This is a genomic window from Cellulomonas sp. IC4_254 (assembly GCF_011603975.1).
In the GTDB taxonomy this organism is placed as follows: domain Bacteria; phylum Actinomycetota; class Actinomycetes; order Actinomycetales; family Cellulomonadaceae; genus Cellulomonas.
In genome coordinates this window covers 1-15,041 of the sequence record NZ_JAANNB010000082.1, presented here as the reverse complement: position 1 = coordinate 15,041, position 15,041 = coordinate 1, and the positions used below count along the sequence as shown (strand labels likewise).

At 76.4% G+C, this 15,041-nt stretch carries 15 protein-coding genes; 5 read left to right on the top strand and 10 right to left on the bottom strand.

Features of this window, described 5'->3' with window-relative positions:
• From G6556_RS09950 to G6556_RS09940, 3 genes are all read right to left on the bottom strand, one after another.
• Window positions 1-792: alpha/beta hydrolase (locus G6556_RS09950; RefSeq protein ID WP_166940860.1), on the bottom strand; the 792-nt coding region annotated here is incomplete at its 3' end.
• Window positions 789-1,829 carry an L-glyceraldehyde 3-phosphate reductase gene (mgrA, locus tag G6556_RS09945; RefSeq protein ID WP_166940866.1) on the bottom strand — a complete coding sequence of 347 codons (1,041 nt, stop codon included), beginning with the start codon at window positions 1,827-1,829 and terminating at the stop codon, window positions 789-791. The genes mgrA and G6556_RS09950, both read right to left, overlap by 4 nt.
• An 867-nt stretch (window positions 1,830-2,696) precedes the next feature.
• The gene (locus G6556_RS09940) at window positions 2,697-3,068 is read right to left on the bottom strand and encodes a DUF4406 domain-containing protein (RefSeq protein ID WP_166940858.1); all 372 of its coding nucleotides are present in this window, start codon (window positions 3,066-3,068) and stop codon (window positions 2,697-2,699) included.
• Between the two features lie 75 nt (window positions 3,069-3,143).
• On the opposite strand from G6556_RS09940, the gene G6556_RS09935 reads away from it, so the two are divergent.
• Window positions 3,144-3,902 (top strand): DeoR/GlpR family DNA-binding transcription regulator, encoded by a 759-nt coding sequence (locus G6556_RS09935; protein ID WP_166940856.1) that lies wholly within the window; start codon window positions 3,144-3,146, stop codon window positions 3,900-3,902.
• A gap of 76 nt (window positions 3,903-3,978) precedes the next feature.
• On the opposite strand, the gene G6556_RS09930 is transcribed toward G6556_RS09935, so the two are convergent.
• The 4 genes from G6556_RS09930 to G6556_RS09915 all read right to left on the bottom strand — a co-directional run bounded on the left by G6556_RS09930 (window position 3,979) and on the right by G6556_RS09915 (window position 7,639).
• Window positions 3,979-4,818, bottom strand: coding sequence for an alpha/beta fold hydrolase (locus G6556_RS09930; protein ID WP_166940854.1), 840 nt, complete (start codon window positions 4,816-4,818; stop codon window positions 3,979-3,981).
• A 57-nt stretch (window positions 4,819-4,875) separates the two neighbouring features.
• On the bottom strand, window positions 4,876-5,802 hold the full coding sequence (locus tag G6556_RS09925; protein ID WP_346774822.1) for a COX15/CtaA family protein: 927 nt from the start codon (window positions 5,800-5,802) through the stop codon (window positions 4,876-4,878).
• An 86-nt stretch (window positions 5,803-5,888) separates the two neighbouring features.
• Entirely contained in the window at window positions 5,889-6,692 is an 804-nt protein-coding gene (locus G6556_RS09920) for an ABC transporter permease (protein ID WP_166940852.1), read from the bottom strand.
• Window positions 6,689-7,639 (bottom strand): ABC transporter ATP-binding protein, encoded by a 951-nt coding sequence (locus tag G6556_RS09915; protein WP_346774821.1) that lies wholly within the window; start codon window positions 7,637-7,639, stop codon window positions 6,689-6,691. The genes G6556_RS09920 and G6556_RS09915 overlap by 4 nt, the downstream gene beginning before the upstream one ends.
• A gap of 190 nt (window positions 7,640-7,829) precedes the next feature.
• Between G6556_RS09915 and G6556_RS09910 the strand changes: the two genes are divergently transcribed.
• The 4 genes from G6556_RS09910 to G6556_RS20205 all read left to right on the top strand — a co-directional run bounded on the left by G6556_RS09910 (window position 7,830) and on the right by G6556_RS20205 (window position 12,885).
• Window positions 7,830-9,410 carry a glycosyltransferase gene (locus G6556_RS09910; RefSeq protein ID WP_166940849.1) on the top strand — a complete coding sequence of 527 codons (1,581 nt, stop codon included), beginning with the start codon at window positions 7,830-7,832 and terminating at the stop codon, window positions 9,408-9,410.
• 79 nt (window positions 9,411-9,489) lie between these two features.
• Window positions 9,490-11,184 (top strand): CTP synthase, encoded by a 1,695-nt coding sequence (locus G6556_RS09905; protein ID WP_166940848.1) that lies wholly within the window; start codon window positions 9,490-9,492, stop codon window positions 11,182-11,184.
• On the top strand, window positions 11,181-11,798 hold the full coding sequence (locus G6556_RS09900; protein ID WP_166940847.1) for an NUDIX hydrolase: 618 nt from the start codon (window positions 11,181-11,183) through the stop codon (window positions 11,796-11,798). Before G6556_RS09905 ends, G6556_RS09900 begins: the two co-directional genes overlap by 4 nt.
• Before the next feature lie 121 nt (window positions 11,799-11,919).
• A complete protein-coding gene (locus G6556_RS20205) occupies window positions 11,920-12,885 on the top strand; it encodes a GGDEF domain-containing protein (protein ID WP_166940846.1) in 966 nt (321 codons plus the stop codon).
• Between the two features lie 42 nt (window positions 12,886-12,927).
• On the opposite strand, the gene G6556_RS09890 is transcribed toward G6556_RS20205, so the two are convergent.
• The 3 genes from G6556_RS09890 to G6556_RS09880 all read right to left on the bottom strand — a co-directional run bounded on the left by G6556_RS09890 (window position 12,928) and on the right by G6556_RS09880 (window position 15,018).
• Window positions 12,928-13,734 carry an ABC transporter permease gene (locus G6556_RS09890; RefSeq protein ID WP_166940845.1) on the bottom strand — a complete coding sequence of 269 codons (807 nt, stop codon included), beginning with the start codon at window positions 13,732-13,734 and terminating at the stop codon, window positions 12,928-12,930.
• Window positions 13,734-14,708 (bottom strand): ATP-binding cassette domain-containing protein, encoded by a 975-nt coding sequence (locus G6556_RS09885; protein ID WP_166940844.1) that lies wholly within the window; start codon window positions 14,706-14,708, stop codon window positions 13,734-13,736. Before G6556_RS09885 ends, G6556_RS09890 begins: the two co-directional genes overlap by 1 nt.
• Window positions 14,709-14,817: 109 nt before the next feature.
• A complete protein-coding gene (locus G6556_RS09880; RefSeq protein WP_166940862.1) occupies window positions 14,818-15,018 on the bottom strand; it encodes a helix-turn-helix transcriptional regulator in 201 nt (66 codons plus the stop codon).
• Window positions 15,019-15,041 lie beyond the last annotated feature (23 nt).

Here is a 15,041-nt window from a genome sequence, read left to right as displayed (position 1 = left end):
GTACCTGGCCGCGTCGAGCGCGGCCAGGTACGCCGCCGGGGCCTCGCGGCGGATGTTGTGCCCGACGCCGGGGAACGGGACGTGCGTGAGCCGGTCGCCCAGGAGTGCCGCGGCACGCGCGGACTGCTGCTCCGTGACGACCCCGAGCCCCGGCCCGGCGGTCAGGAGGGTCACCGGCACCCGCACGTCCGCGAGCGCCTCCACCCAGTCCCGGCCGAGCCAGTCGTGCGGGACCTCGGGGAGCCGCGGGTCGAGCCGGACCTTCGCCTGAGCCCAGCCGAGGATCTCCTCCTCGGACCACCGCGGGTTGTCGAGCCGCCCGCGCGCCGCGACCTCGGCGACGGTCCGGCCCCGGACGTCGGCGACCGCCGGGGCGAGCCAGTCCGGACGTCCGCCCGGTCCCCGCCCGGGGACCTCGGGCTCCGACGTCACCCAGGCCGGGTCCTCCAGCACGAGCGCCGCGACGAGGTCGGGCGCGGTGAGCGCGAGCTCCTCGGCGGTGACCCCGCCCATCGAGTGGCCGACGACGAGCGCGGGCCCGAGGTCGAGCGCGCGCAGCGCCTCGGCGGCGTCGGCGGCGAGCGCGGCGACGGTGAACGGCTCGTCGGGCAGCGGGGTGCCGCCGTGGCCGCGGGCGTCGAGCGCGATCACCGGCCGGGTGCCCGCGTACCGGGGCAGCACCGTCGGCCAGCACGTCGAGGAGTCGGTGAGCCCGTGCAGCAGGACCACCGGCACCGGCCGCCCGGCGCCCCCGCCGGCGCCCGGTCCCGCTGCCTCGCTCCCGGGCGTCACCGGCGCGCGGTCCCGTCGACGGCGTGCGGCTCGATCGCCGCGATCTCCTCGGCGGTCAGCGGCTCGGCGCGGAGCGCGGCGACGTTGTCCTCGAGCTGCGCCACGGACGACGCCCCGATGAGCGCCGACGTCACCCGCTGGTCCCGGAGCACCCAGGTGAGCGCGAGCTGGGCGAGCGACTGGCCCCGGGCCGCGGCGATGTCGTTCAGCGCCCGGGCCCGCGCCAGGTACGTCTCGCTGATCTGCTCGGCCGACAGGAACCGGCTGGTCGCGGCGCGCGAGCCGGCGGGCACGTCGCCGGACAGGTACCGCCCGGTGAGCAGGCCCTGGGCCAGCGGCGAGAACACGATCATGCCGACGCCGAGGTCGCCGACCGCGTCGAGCAGCGACTCGGTCTCACCCTCGGCCACCTGCTCCACGTGCCGGTTGAACATCGAGTACGACGGCTGGTGGATCAGCAGCGGGGTGCCGAGGTCGGCGAGGATGCGCGCGGCCTCGCGGGTGGCCGACGGCGAGTAGTTCGAGATGCCGGCGTAGAGCGCCCGGCCGCTGGTCACGGCGGTGTGCAGCGCGCCCATCGTCTCCTCCAGCGGCACGGACGGGTCCGGCCGGTGGGAGTAGAAGACGTCGACGTAGTCGAGGCCGAGCCGGCGCAGCGACTGGTCGAGCGACGACAGCAGGTACTTGCGGGAGCCGCCGTCGCCGTACGGGCCGGGCCACATGTCGTAGCCGGCCTTGGAGGAGATGACGAGCTCGTCCCGGTACGGGCCGAGGTCCTGGACGAGGTGCCGGCCGAAGTTCTCCTCCGCGGAGCCGTACGGCGGGCCGTAGTTGTTCGCGAGGTCGAAGTGCGTGATGCCGAGGTCGAACGCCCGGCGGAGCACCGCGCGCTGGGTGTCCAGCGGGTTCACGTCGCCGAAGTTGTGCCACAGGCCCAGCGACAGGGCGGGCAGGTCGAGCCCGCTGCGCCCGGTGCGGCGGTAGGGCATCGCGTCGTACCGGTCGTCGGCGGCACGGTAGACAGGGATCGTCGGCATCCCGGGCTCCAGCGCCGGTGCCTGGGCGACCTGGAACGGCGAGAGCAGCAGGGCGCCGACCGCGACGGACAGCGCGAGGTCGCCGAGCCCGCCGGCCCCGGAGCCGACGCGGCCGGCGAGCACGGTGTACCCGCCGAACGCCGCCGCGGCGCCGAGGCCGAGCGCGACGCCGACCGGGTCGAGCCCGCCCGTGGGCGTGCCGACGACGAGCACCACACCGACGAGCGCGATGAACGGGAGCAGCCGGGCGCGCCCCGCCGACGCCACGGCGGCGACGGCGAGCGGCCCGCAGAACTCGAGCGTCACGGCGACGCCGAGCGGGACGCGGTCCAGCGCGGCGTAGAACAGCACGTTCATGGCGGCCATCGCGGCGCCGTACAGGGCGATCCCGGCCCATGCCGACCGGCTGCGCCCGCGCAGCGCGGGCCGGGTGAGCAGGAGCAGGACGAGCGCGGCGGCCGTCATCCGGTAGCCGGATACGGCGAGCGTGCCCAGCGAGCCGAACGCGGACGACGCGAGCGCGGCCGAGATCTGCACGGACGCGGAGCCGACCAGCACGAAGGCGGCGGCGGTGAGGGCGCGCGGGCGCGCGGCGACGGGGAACGAGAGCATGGGGGGTCCTCAGCGGGACGGCCCGCCGGTGCGGCGGGCGGTGGTCGGGGTGCCTGCGCGGCACGCCGACGCGGACGTCGGGCGTGCCGGGGTCAGGCCCCGGGCCCCCGGCGCGGGGCGCAGCCCCGGTTGCTCATCGGATCCATGCGGCGAGCGTACGTCCTGGTCGCGGGCATACCCCCGGGTGTCCGCATCGCGGGCGGCCCGGGGGTGCGGTGGTCGCCCGGCCCGGGCCGCCGACGGCCCCCCGGCGCGTCAGGCCGCGGTGGCCCGGGGGATGTCGTCCACCGAGGTGTACACCGGGATCCCGCGCCGCCGGGCGATCGCGACGTCGTTGTCGGCGCCCGCCGACGCGCCGGGCAGGCGCAGGACGGCGTCGCAGTGCGCGAGCAGCCGCTCGGCGGTCGGGTAGAGGACGTCCTGCGCCCGCGGGTCGGTCGGGCCGTCGGCACCCATGCTCGCCAGGACGGGGAGTGCCACCCACTCGCCGATCATCGGCACGTGCCCGCGCTTGAAGATCGGCCAGGCGGCCTCCTCGAGGCGGCGGAGGTTGGCGGCCATGGCCACGGGGTCGCCGCCCGTCCCGGACTGGTAGGGGCCGGCGATGAGGATCAGCTGTGCGGTCATGACCCGACCATAACGCGCAGAACCGTGCAAAACTAGGCATCAGCGAGGAACACCCGGCGACGACGAGGAGATGCGATGCTGCCGGCACAGCGACGGGACGAGCTGCTGCGCGTGCTGCGCACCGAGGGGCGCGTGGTCGCCAAGGACGCCGCCGAGCGGCTCAGGCTGTCCGAGGACACCGTCCGCCGCGACCTGCGGGAGATGGCCGCGGCCGGCCTCTGCCAGCGGGTGTACGGCGGCGCCCTGCCGGTGTCCCCGGCGGTCGCCGACTACGCCGGCCGGCGCACGGTCGCGGTGGAGAACAAGGACCGGGTCGCCCGGCGCGCCGCGGAGCTGGTGCGCCCGGGCAGCACGGCGATCCTCGACGGCGGGACCACGGCGCTCGCGGTCGCCCGGGCGCTGCCGCCGGACCTGCGGGCCACGGTCGTGACGCACAGCCCGACGGTCGCCGCCGCGCTCGCGGAGCACCCGACGGTGGAGGTGCTCGTGCTCGGCGGCCGGCTGTTCAAGCACTCGGTGGTGACGTCCGGGGCGCTGCTCGCCGAGGCCGCCGCCGGGGTGTGGGCGGACGTGCTGCTGCTCGGTGTCACCGGCGTGCACGCCGAGGCCGGGCTCACGACCGGCGACGCGGAGGAGGCCGCGACCAAGCGCGCGCTCGCCCGGCGAGCGGGCGACACCTACGTGCTGGCGAGCGCGGAGAAGATCGGCGCGGCGTCGCCGTTCCGGGTGCTTCCGCTGGACGAGGTCGCCGGGGTGGTCACCGACGTCGACCCGGCCGACCCGGCGGCGCGGGCGCTCGCGGACGCGGGGGTGCCGCTGGTGGCGGCGGGCTGACGGGCCCGTCGCGCCCGTCCACCCCCCTCCCGTCCGTCCCGGGCGGCCCGGTCCCGCCGACCGCCCCGAGTCGTCGTCAGCCCGCGGCCACGTGCGCCAGCACCGCCGCGGCGACGTCCCCGGCGCGGTGCTCGGGCAGCCAGTGGTCCGCGTCGAGGTCGTCGTGCACGAACGGGGCGTCGACGTGCGCCCGCGTCGCCGCGACGGAGGCCGCGGCGAAGAACGGGTCCCGCCGGCCCGTGAGGTACGTGGTCGGCACCCGCACCGGTCCCGTGCCGTCGCCCTGGCCGGTCGGGAGCGCGCGGTACCAGCCGAGCGCCGCGGCCAGCGCCCCGGGCTCGCGCATCCGGTCCAGGTAGTGCTGGGCGCGCGCGGGCTCGAGCCCGGACCGGGTCAGCGCGCGCCGCAGCCCGGCGCCGTTCCGGCCGAGCAGGACCCGCTCGGGGAGCCACGGGACCTGGAACCCCAGCACGTACGCCGAGCGGAGCGCCTGGCCGCTGCGGCGCAGGCCGTGCCGCAGGGCGGCGGGGTGCGGCGTGCCCAGCACGGTCAGGGACGCGGTGCGCCCGGGGTGCCGGTGCGCGAACGCCCAGGCGACGCTCCCGCCCCAGTCGTGCCCGACCAGGTGCACCCGGTCGACGCCGGCGGCGTCCAGCAGCGCGCGGACGTCCGCGACGAGCTCGGGGACCGCGTAGGGGCGCCGGCCCGCGGGCCGGGCGCCGGGGGAGTAGCCGCGCTGGTCCGGGGCGAGCGCGCGGACACCGCGGGCGGCGAGCAGCGCGGCCACGTCGTCGTACGCCGAGCCGTCCTGCGGGAACCCGTGCAGCAGCACCGCGACGGGCCCGCCGGGTGCGGGCTCGGCGGGGACGTGGTCCCGGACGTCGAGGACCAGGCCGTCGCGCGTGAAGGCGTCCACGCACCGCAGCACAGCACGGGGTGCGCGGTCCGGCGACCGGGGCACCCCCGCCGTGCGTCAGGCGCGGGTGCGGAAGGTCAGCAGGTACCGCGTCGTGCCCGCCGCGAGCAGCGCCGCGCCGAGCATGTGCAGCATGACGAGCAGGATCGGCAGGTCGGTCGACACCTGGACGTAGCCGATGACGCCCTGCAGGGCGACGAGCCCGACCATCACCCAGCCGCGGCGGCGCAGCAGGCGCGGCCCGCGCCGGTTCAGCCACAGCAGCACGACGAGCAGGCCGGTGAACAGCCACACCGACGCGGCGTGCACGCGGGCCATGAGGTACGGGTCGACGGCGATCCGGTAGCCGACCTCCTCGTCGCCCGAGTGCGGGCCGGCGCCCGTGGTGACGACGCCGAGCGCGAGCACGAGGACCAGCAGCGCGCCGAGCACCGGCGCGAGCCGGCGGGACCACGGTCCGACGACGGGGATCCGCGGCCCGTCGCCCTCGCGGCTGCGGTGCGCCAGCAGCGTCGACGCGGCGACCAGCGCCATCGACACCATGAAGTGCAGGCTGACCCACGCGGGGTGCAGGTGCAGCAGCACGACGACGCCGCCGATGAGCGCCTGCAGCACGACGCCGGCCAGCGGGGCGAACCCGAGCCAGCGGTAGGACCGCGACCGGTCGCGGTCGAACCACACGATCACCGCGACCGCGACGGCGATGACGCCGAGCACGCCGGTGAGGGTGCGGTTCCCGAACTCGACGTACTGGTGGTAGGTCGTCTCGGGGTGGAACGCGGCCGTGAACTGCCCGGGCTCGCACTGCGGCCACGTCGAGCAGCCGAGGCCGGAGCCGGTGAGCCGGACCGCGCCGCCCGTGACCACGATGCCGATCTGCGCCACCAGGTTCGCCACGAGGACCGGGTACGTCAGGCGCTCCCGCCACGCCGCGGACCGGGAGGGCGCGGGGCTGACGGGGGCGGCGGCGACGTCGGGGCTCACGGCGACCAGCCTACGGTCCGCCGACCCGCACTCGTGCCGCCGTGCACGAGGTCTTGGTCACGCGTCCCACCCGCCCGCGCGGGGCGTCAGGAGGACCAGCGGAACCAGCGGCGCACCGCCGCGGCGAGCACCAGCGCCCACGCCGCCAGGGCCGCGAGGTGCGCGGCCGGGAACGCCCCGTCGACCAGCGACGACCGCAGCGCCTCGCCGAGCGCGCCGGGCGGCAGCCACTCCGCGACGGACGCCCACCACCCCGGCAGGTCCGACACCGGCAGCACCAGCCCGCCGACGACGGCCAGGACGACGAGCAGCAGGTTCGCGACCGCGAGCACCGCCTCCGCGCGCAGCGTCCCCGCGAGCAGCAGCGCCAGCGCGGTGAAGGCCGCGACGCCGAGCACCAGCGCGAGCAGCGCGCCCGGCAGACCGGCCGGGTCGGGCCGCCAGCCGAGCGCGAGCCCGGTGACCGAGACCACGACCACCTGGAGCGCAGCGACGGCCAGCACGGCGAGCGCCTTGCCCGCGAGCAGGCCCCCGCGCCCGAGCGGCGTGGTCGCCAGCAGGCGCAGCACGCCGTTGCGGCGGTCGAACGCGGTGGCGATCGCCTGCGAGGTCAGCGAGCCCGCCATCACCGCGAGCCCGAGGACCCCGGGGGTGACGACGTCGATCCGCTCGGCGTCGCCGACGCCGATGTCCAGGAACGACCCGCGTCCGAGGGCGACGAGCGCCACGACGGGGATGATCAGCGTGACGAGCAGCTGCTCGCCGTTGCGCAGGACGGCCAGCGTCTCGAACCGGGCCTGGGCGCGCACCCGGCGCCCGGCGGGCGCGGCGCGGTCGGCGTCCGCGGCGGGCGCCCCCGGCGTGGCGGCAGCGGCGGCGGGCGCGGTCATCGCAGGTTCCGTCCGGTCAGGTCGAGGAACACGTCCTCGAGGGTGCGGCGTCCGACGTCCACGCGGGCCAGCAGCACGTCGTGGTCGGCGCACCACGCGGCGAGCGCGGCGACCAGCGCGGGGGTGGCGGGGGAGTCGACGGCGTAGGCCCCGGGACCGGTCTCGGTCACGGCGGCGCGCGCCGGCGCCCCGGCGGGGGTCAGCGCGGTCCCGAGGGCCGCGAGGTCCAGCCCGGGCTCGGCCCGGAAGGTCAGCGTGGAGGAGTCGGCCCCGGCGAGCAGCGCCGGCACCGACCCGTGGGCGATGACCCGGCCGTGGTCGACGACCGCGACCTCGTCGGCCAGCGCCTCGGCCTCGTCCATCAGGTGGGTCGTCAGCAGCACCGCCACGCCGTCGGCGCGGAGCTCCTCGACCAGCGACCACACCGCGCGGCGCGCCTGCGGGTCCATCCCGGCGGACGGCTCGTCGAGGAACACGACGTCGGGCCGCCCGACGACCGCGGTCGCCAGCGCGAGCCGCTGCCGCTGGCCGCCGGACAGCCGGCGGACCGTCGTCCGGGCGAACGGGGTGAGCCCCAGCCGCTCCGCGAGCTCGCCGACGTCCCGGGGCCGGGCGTACATCTCGGCGACGTGCCGCAGCACGCCGAGCGCGGGCACGCCCGTGGGCAGCCCGGCGTCCTGCAGCATCACGCCGACCCGGGGGCGCAGCGCGGCGGCGTCGGCGAGGGGGTCGAGCCCCAGCACCCGCACCGTGCCGCCGTCCGGGGCGCGGAGCCCCTCGCAGCACTCCACGGTGGTGGTCTTGCCCGCACCGTTGGGGCCGAGGACGGCGGTCACCCGTCCGGGGGACGCGTGCAGGTCGAGCCCGTCGACGACGGCGCGGCCGTCGTACCGCTTGACGAGCCCGCGCACCTCGACGGCGGGCGGGGAGGAGGACTGGCCGAGCACCCCGTGAGTGTAGGGGCCGCCGCCCCGGGCACGGTGTGGTGAGGGTCGCCTTGCTTGCCAGGACTTATTTCGGCAACAAGGATGTTGCCGATATCGGGAGCCCTCGTCGGGGCTCCGCGGGCCGGCGCCCCCCACGGGTGGCCGCGCCCACGCGAACCAGCCGTGCTGCAGTCGACCGGAGGTGTGTGCCATGAGCGCCAGCACGCCGGGGACCGCCGCCGCGCCGGAGGCCGACTGCGCCACGGAGGTCACCGCCGCGACGGCCCGCCCCCTCGACACCGCCACGGGTGCGCCCCGTCCCGCGGAGCACGAGTCCGAGGCCGAGGCCGGCACCCGCCGCCGGGTGCTCGACCTGATCGCGGCCGACGGCCCGGTGTCCGCCGCCGAGCTGGCCGCGGAGCTCGACCTGACCGCCGCCGCCGTCCGCCGGCACCTGGCGGTGCTGGAGGGCGAGCAGCAGATCGGCGTGCACGACGGCGGCGCCGTCGGGCCCGCCCGCCGCGGTCGCCCCGCCAAGCGGTACGTCGTGACCGCGGCCGGCCAGGCGGCGCTGAGCCAGCAGTACTCCCAGCTGGCCTCGGAGGCGCTGCGGTTCGTCGCCGAGATCGGCGGCGCGGACGCGGTGCGCAGCTTCGCCGAGAAGCGGGTCCGCGACCTGGAGGTCCGGCACGCCGACGCGCTCGCGGAGGCCGGCGACGACCCGGTCCGCCGCGCGCAGGTGCTCGCCGACGGCCTCGCGGTCGACGGGTTCGCCGCCACGGCGCGGCCCGTGCCCGGCGGCCACGCCATCCAGCTGTGCCAGGGCCACTGCCCGGTGCAGGACGTCGCGCGCGAGTTCCCCGAGCTCTGCGAGGCGGAGGCGCACGCCTTCTCCCGCATGCTCGGCGTGCACGTGCAGCGGCTCGCGACGCTGGCCCGGGACGCCGACGCGGTGCACGCCCACGGGCTGCGCGCCGGCGCGCTGGCGGTGCTGGCGGTCCGGGGCCGGCCGCACCCGGGCGGGCGGCCGCGGGTCGTCGTCACGCTGCACAACCTGCCCGTCGGCGGCCGGGCGATCCGGGCCGTGTCCGCCGTGCTGGGCCGGGTGGTCGCGCGCGGCGCCGACGTGGTGCTGGGCGTCTCCGGCGACCTGGTCGACCTCGCCCGGTCGCAGGGCGCCCGCCGGGCCGAGCGCGCGCTGGTGCCCGCCCCCGCGCGGCGTGCACCCGGCCGGGACCGGGACGCCGTCCGCGCCGCGCTCGGCGTCGCGCCGGGGGAGGACCTGGTCGTCACCGTCGCCCGCCTCGCCCCGCAGAAGGGCCTGGACACCCTCGTGGCCGCCGCCGCGGCCGCCGCACCCGCCCGGCCCGGGCTGCGCTGGGTCGTCGCGGGCGACGGGCCGCTGCTGGCCGACCTGCGGGCGCGGGTCGCCGCGACGGGTGCGCCGGTCGACCTGCTGGGCCGCCGCGAGGACGTCGCCGACCTGCTCGCGGCCGCGGACGTCGTCGCGTCGACCGCGGTGTGGGAGGGTCAGCCGCTCGCGGTGCAGGAGGCGCTGGCGCTCGGCGCGGCGCTGGTCGTCACGGACGCGGGCGGCACCCGCGAGGTCACGGGCGACGCCGCCGTGCTGGTGCCCGTCGGGGACGCCGCGGCGTTCGCGGCCGCGCTGACCGGGGTGCTCGCCGACGACGCCCGGCGCGCCGGGCTGCGGGACGCCGCCCGTGCACGCGCCGCAACCCTCCCGGCCGTCGGGGACGTCCTGGCGCAGCTGGACGCGGCCTACACCCGCTGACGCCCCGCGACCGGCCCGTGGCGGGCGTCACCGGCGGGGCTCGCACGAGGAGCGCGCGTCTCGGGTACACTGGAATCCCGTGGCAGAGCGCGCAAATCGACTCTCCGGGCGGTCGGACTCCACGACCCGGCACATCTTCGTCACGGGAGGCGTCGCCTCCTCACTGGGCAAGGGCCTGACCGCCTCCAGCCTGGGACGACTTCTCCGCTCCCGCGGCCTGCGGGTCACGATGCAGAAGCTCGACCCCTACCTCAACGTCGACCCCGGGACGATGAACCCGTTCCAGCACGGCGAGGTCTTCGTCACCGAGGACGGGGCCGAGACGGACCTCGACGTCGGTCACTACGAGCGGTTCCTGGACGTCGACCTGGTCGGCTCCGCGAACGTCACGACCGGCCAGGTCTACTCGCACGTGATCGCGAAGGAGCGGCGCGGCGAGTACCTCGGCGACACCGTCCAGGTCATCCCGCACATCACCGACGAGATCAAGGCGCGGATGCGGTCGCAGGCCGCCGACGACGTCGACATCATCATCACCGAGATCGGCGGCACGGTGGGCGACATCGAGTCGCAGCCGTTCCTCGAGGCGGCCCGCCAGGTCCGGCACGAGCTCGGCCGGGACAACGTGTTCTTCCTGCACGTGTCGCTGGTGCCGTACATCGGCCCGTCGGGCGAGCTGAAGACCAAGCCGACCCAGCACTCCGTCGCCGCGCTGCGCAGCATCGGCATCCAGCCGGACGCGATCGTGCTGCGGTCCGACCGCGAGATCCCGCAGTCCATCAAGGCGAAGATCGCCCTGATGTGCGACGTCGACACCCAGGGCGTCATCTCCTGCGTGGACGCGCCGAGCATCTACGACATCCCGCGGGTCATCCACGCCGAGGGGCTGGACGCCTACGTGGTGCAGCGGCTCGGCATGCAGTTCCGCGACGTCGACTGGAGCGGCTGGGACGAGCTGCTGCAGCGGGTGCACCAGCCGGCGCACCACGTCGAGGTGGCGCTGGTCGGCAAGTACATCGACCTGCCGGACGCCTACCTGTCGGTGACCGAGGCGCTGCGCGCCGGCGGCTTCCACAACGACGCCAAGGTGAAGATCCGCTGGGTGCCGTCCGACGAGTGCCAGACCCCCGAGGGCGCCCAGCGCGCGCTCGGCGGCGTGGACGCGGTCCTGGTCCCCGGCGGGTTCGGCGTGCGCGGCATCGAGGGCAAGCTCGGCGCGCTGCGCTGGGCGCGCGAGACCAAGGTGCCGACGCTCGGCATCTGCCTCGGCCTGCAGACGATGGTCATCGAGTACGCCCGCAACGTGCTCGGCCTGGCCGGCGCCTCGTCGTCCGAGTTCGACGCCGACCCGGCGCACCCGGTCGTCGCGACCATGGCGGAGCAGCTCGCGATCGTCGGCGGCGAGGGCGACCTCGGCGGCACGATGCGGCTCGGCTCGTACGAGGCCGTGCTGGCCGAGGGCTCGGTCGCGGCCGAGGCCTACGGCGCCACCCGCGTGACCGAGCGGCACCGGCACCGGTACGAGGTCAACAACGCGTACCGCGACAAGCTGGAGGAGGCCGGTCTGGTCATCTCCGGCGTCTCGCCGGACTCGTCGCTGGTCGAGTTCGTCGAGCTGCCGCGCGAGGTGCACCCGTACTACGTGTCGACCCAGGCGCACCCGGAGTTCAAGTCGCGGCCGACCCGGTCGCACCCGCTGTTCGCCGGCCTGATCCGGGCGGCGCTGGAGGCTCGCGGCGCCACGGTCTCGCCGAAGGCGAAGGCTCGCGCGTGACGACGCCTCAGGACGCGCCCGGCGGGCCGGCCGACCGGCCCGCCGAGCGGCCGGTCCTCGAGCACACCGACCTGCACCACGGGAAGATCTGGGACCTGGTCTCGGAGACCGTGGACCTGGGCGACTCGCAGGTGGTCCGGGAGTTCGTCGACCACCCGGGCGCCGTCGCGGTGATCGCGCTCGACGAGGACGACCGCGTGCTGCTGCTCCAGCAGTACCGGCACCCGGTGCGCGCCGAGCTCTGGGAGCCGCCGGCCGGGCTGCGCGACGTCGACGGCGAGCCGCCGCACGTCACCGCCGCCCGGGAGCTGGGCGAGGAGGCCGACCTGCGCGCCGACTCCTGGTCGTTGCTGGCGGAGTTCGCGAACTCCCCGGGCGGGTCGAACGAGCACATCCTCGTGTACCTCGCCCGCGGGCTGTCGGAGGTGCCCGAGGCCGACCGGTTCACCCGGGAGGACGAGGAGGCCGGCATGGTGCCCGTGTGGGTGCCGCTGGACGACGCCGTCGAGGCGGTCCTGGCCGGTCGCCTGCGGAGCCCGAGCGCCGCGGTGGGCGTCCTCGCCGCCGCCGCCTCGCGCGACCGCGGCTGGCGGACGCTGCGGCCCGTCGGCTGACGCGCGTGCCGCACCGGGCGGCGGGGGTCGACCCCGTCGCCCGGTGCGGCGCCGTTCCCCCGGACGGGTGGTCCGGGACCCCACCGGTCAGGTGACGCGGAGCGCCGCCGATGAGGGGGCTGTGCGCGCGCGGACCCGCCCCCCGAACGACGGGGCACGCCTGTTCCTCGCGGCGTCGCACACCGCCGGCGCCCTGCTGCTCTGCGCGGTCCTCTGCCTGGTCAGCGCCCTCTGGCCGCCCTCGCGGCTGACGCTGGTCGGCGTCTGGTACGGCGGCTCCGCGGCCCTCGCCCTGCTCGCCGTGGCGCTGCTGCTGCTCCGCCGCCGGCCGCGCGCGCCGCTCGCCGCGCTCGTCGCCGCCGTCGGCATCGGCGGCGCGCTGGTCGCGAGCTGCCAGACGCTCGCGGGGGTCGTCACGACCAGCCTCGGGCTGGTCGTCGCCGGGCAGGCCGCGGCGCTGCTGGGCGAGCCGCGCACCGTGCGCCGGGTGCTCACCCTGGTGGTCGTCGTGCTCGGGCTGGCGATGCTCGCCTCACCGGTGCCGTTCGCGCTGACCACCTGGCTGGTGCTCGCGCTCACGACGGTGGTGATGAGCGGCCTCGTGACCTACCTGCTGCAGCGGCTCCGGCTGCTCGCCACCACCGACGACCTCACCGGTGCCCTCACCCGCGCCGCGTTCGACGAGCGCGCCGCCCTGGTGCTGCACGACGCCGCCCGGCGGGGCCGGCCGGCCGCGGTCGTCTGCCTCGACGTCGACGACTTCAAGGTCGTGAACGACACGCTCGGGCACGCGGCCGGCGACGAGGTCCTCGTGCGGCTCGTGCAGGGCTGGCGCGACGCCCTCCGCGACGGCGACCTGATCGGCCGGGTCGGCGGCGACGAGTTCGCCGTCGTGCTCGCGGGGACGGACGCGGCCGGCGCCGAGGACTGGGCGTCCGCCGCCCGGCTGCGGCACGCCCCCGGCGACCCGACCTGGAGCCACGGCGTGGCGCAGGCCGCCGGCGACGAACCGGTGCGGGACGCGCTGGCCCGCGCCGACGAGGCGCTGTACGCCCGCAAGGGACGACGGGTCGGCGGGACGGTCTGACCGCGCCCGCCGCCCGCCGCCCGGCGCCGCGGGCCGGGCGGGTCAGCGGCTCGTGGAGACCCGGTACTGGGCGTTCGCCAGCGGGACGAACACGACCAGGAACAGCGCCGACCAGATGAGCGTGTAGACCTCGGGGTGCAGCAGCGGCCACGCCGTCGGCGCCGGTGTGCCCGGAGGGATGTTCCCGAACAGCTCGCGCGCCGCCTGGGTCACCGCCGACACCGGGTTCCACTCCGCGAAGGTCTGCAGCGGCGCCGGCAGCGTGTCCAGCGGGACGAAGGTGTTCGCGACGAACGTCAGCGGGAAGATCACGATGAACGACGCGTTGTTCACGACCTCCGGGCTCGGCACCAGCATCCCGATCCACGCCATGATCCAGCTGATCGCGTAGGCGAACACCAGCAGCAGGCCGAACCCCGCCAGCGCCTCCCAGAACGACGACCGGATGCGCCAGCCGACCACCAGCCCGGTCACGCCCATCACGATCAGGACGATCACGTTGTTCACCACGTCGGAGAACGTGCGGCCGGTCAGCACCGCCGACGGCGCCATGGGCAGCGAGCGGAACCGGTCGAGGATGCCCTTCTTCAGGTCCTCGGCCAGCGCCGCCCCGGTGACGGTCGCGCCGAAGATCACGGTCTGGGCGAAGATCCCCGCGATGAGGAACTCCCGGTAGGCCTGCCCGCCGCCCTCCTGGTCGATCGCCCCGCCGAAGACGTACGAGAACAGCAGGACGAACATGATCGGCGACAGCGTGGTGAACACGAGCAGGTCGGGCACCCGCTTGATCTTGATGATGTTCCGCTTGGCGACGACGGCCGCGTCGGCCAGCACGTACGGGACCGCCATCACGCACCTCCCTGCGCGTCGGGCGTGCCGTCCTGCTCGGCGGTCTTGCCGGTCAGGGCGAGGAACACGTCGTCCAGGGTCGGGCGACGCAGGCCGACGTCCTCCAGCCGGACCTGGCGCTCGTCGAGCCGCCGCAGCGCCTCGCTGAGCACCTCGGGCCCGCCGGACACCGGCATGACGAACGACCGGCGGCCGTCGTCGACCGTGGGGTGGCCGACGCCGAGCGGCGTCAGGGCCTCCGCCACGTGCGCGAGCAGCGCGACGTCGGCGACGGTGAGCTCGAGGCGCTCGCCGCCCACCTGCCGCTTGAGCTGGTCCGCGGTGCCCTGGGCGATGATCCGGCCGTGGTCGATCACGACGATCTCGTCGGCGAGGACGTCGGCCTCCTCCAGGTACTGCGTCGTCAGCAGCAGGGTGGTCCCGCCGGCGACGAGCGTCTGGATGACGTCCCACATCTCGGTGCGGCCGCGCGGGTCGAGGCCGGTCGTCGGCTCGTCGAGGAAGATGACGGGTGGGTCGGCGACGAGGGCCCCGGCGAGGTCGAGGCGGCGCCGCATGCCGCCGGAGTAGGTCTTCGCCGGGCGGTCCGCGGCGTCCTCGAGCCGGAACGAGGCCAGCAGCTCGCGCGCCCGGGCCCGGGACCGCCGCTTGCCGAGGTGGTAGAGCCGCCCGATCATCTCGAGGTTCTCGTAGCCGGACAGGTACTCGTCCACCGCCGCGTACTGGCCGGACAGCCCGATGCGGCGCCGGACCTCGGCCGGGCGGGCGAGCACGTCGACACCGGTGACCCGCGCGCTGCCGCCGTCGGGGCGCAGCAGCGTGGACAGGACCCGGACGATGGTGGTCTTGCCCGCCCCGTTCGGGCCGAGCAGACCGAGCACGGTGCCGGACGGCACCGTGAGGTCGACGCCGTCGAGGGCGGTGACGCCCTTGTAGCGCTTGATGAGCCCGCGGGCCTCGATCGCCTGTTCCATGGGGCGAGCGTAGATGTGACCTACGACACACTTGAAGAGGGCGACGGGGATCCGGCTGCACCTCGTGCCGCGCGCGCGGGAGCGGCGCAGGTCAGCGCGCCGCCGGTCCTCAGCGCAGGCCGGCCGCCGCCGCCCACGCGGCTGCCTCGGCGCGGGTCGAGGCGCCGATCTTGCGGTAGATCGACCGCACCTGGGTCTTGACGGTGTTCCGTGAGACGAACAGCTTGCGGGCGATGTCCTCGAGCGTGACGTCCTCGCCCATCTCGGCGAGCACGACGCGCTCGCGCGGGCTCAGGGGCTCGCCGAGCAGGTCGGACGCGGCGGCTCGGGCGG

Coding starts and splice junctions, on each gene's coding strand:
- G6556_RS09935 (WP_166940856.1), top strand. CDS start 3,144: ATGCTGCCGGCACAGCGACGGGACGAGCTGCTGCGCGTGCTGCGCACC.
- G6556_RS09890 (WP_166940845.1), bottom strand. CDS start 13,734: ATGGCGGTCCCGTACGTGCTGGCCGACGCGGCCGTCGTCGCCAAGCGG.
- G6556_RS09920 (WP_166940852.1), bottom strand. CDS start 6,692: ATGACCGCGCCCGCCGCCGCTGCCGCCACGCCGGGGGCGCCCGCCGCG.
- mgrA (WP_166940866.1), bottom strand. CDS start 1,829: ATGCCGACGATCCCTGTCTACCGTGCCGCCGACGACCGGTACGACGCG.
- G6556_RS09910 (WP_166940849.1), top strand. CDS start 7,830: ATGAGCGCCAGCACGCCGGGGACCGCCGCCGCGCCGGAGGCCGACTGC.
- G6556_RS09940 (WP_166940858.1), bottom strand. CDS start 3,068: ATGACCGCACAGCTGATCCTCATCGCCGGCCCCTACCAGTCCGGGACG.
- G6556_RS09885 (WP_166940844.1), bottom strand. CDS start 14,708: ATGGAACAGGCGATCGAGGCCCGCGGGCTCATCAAGCGCTACAAGGGC.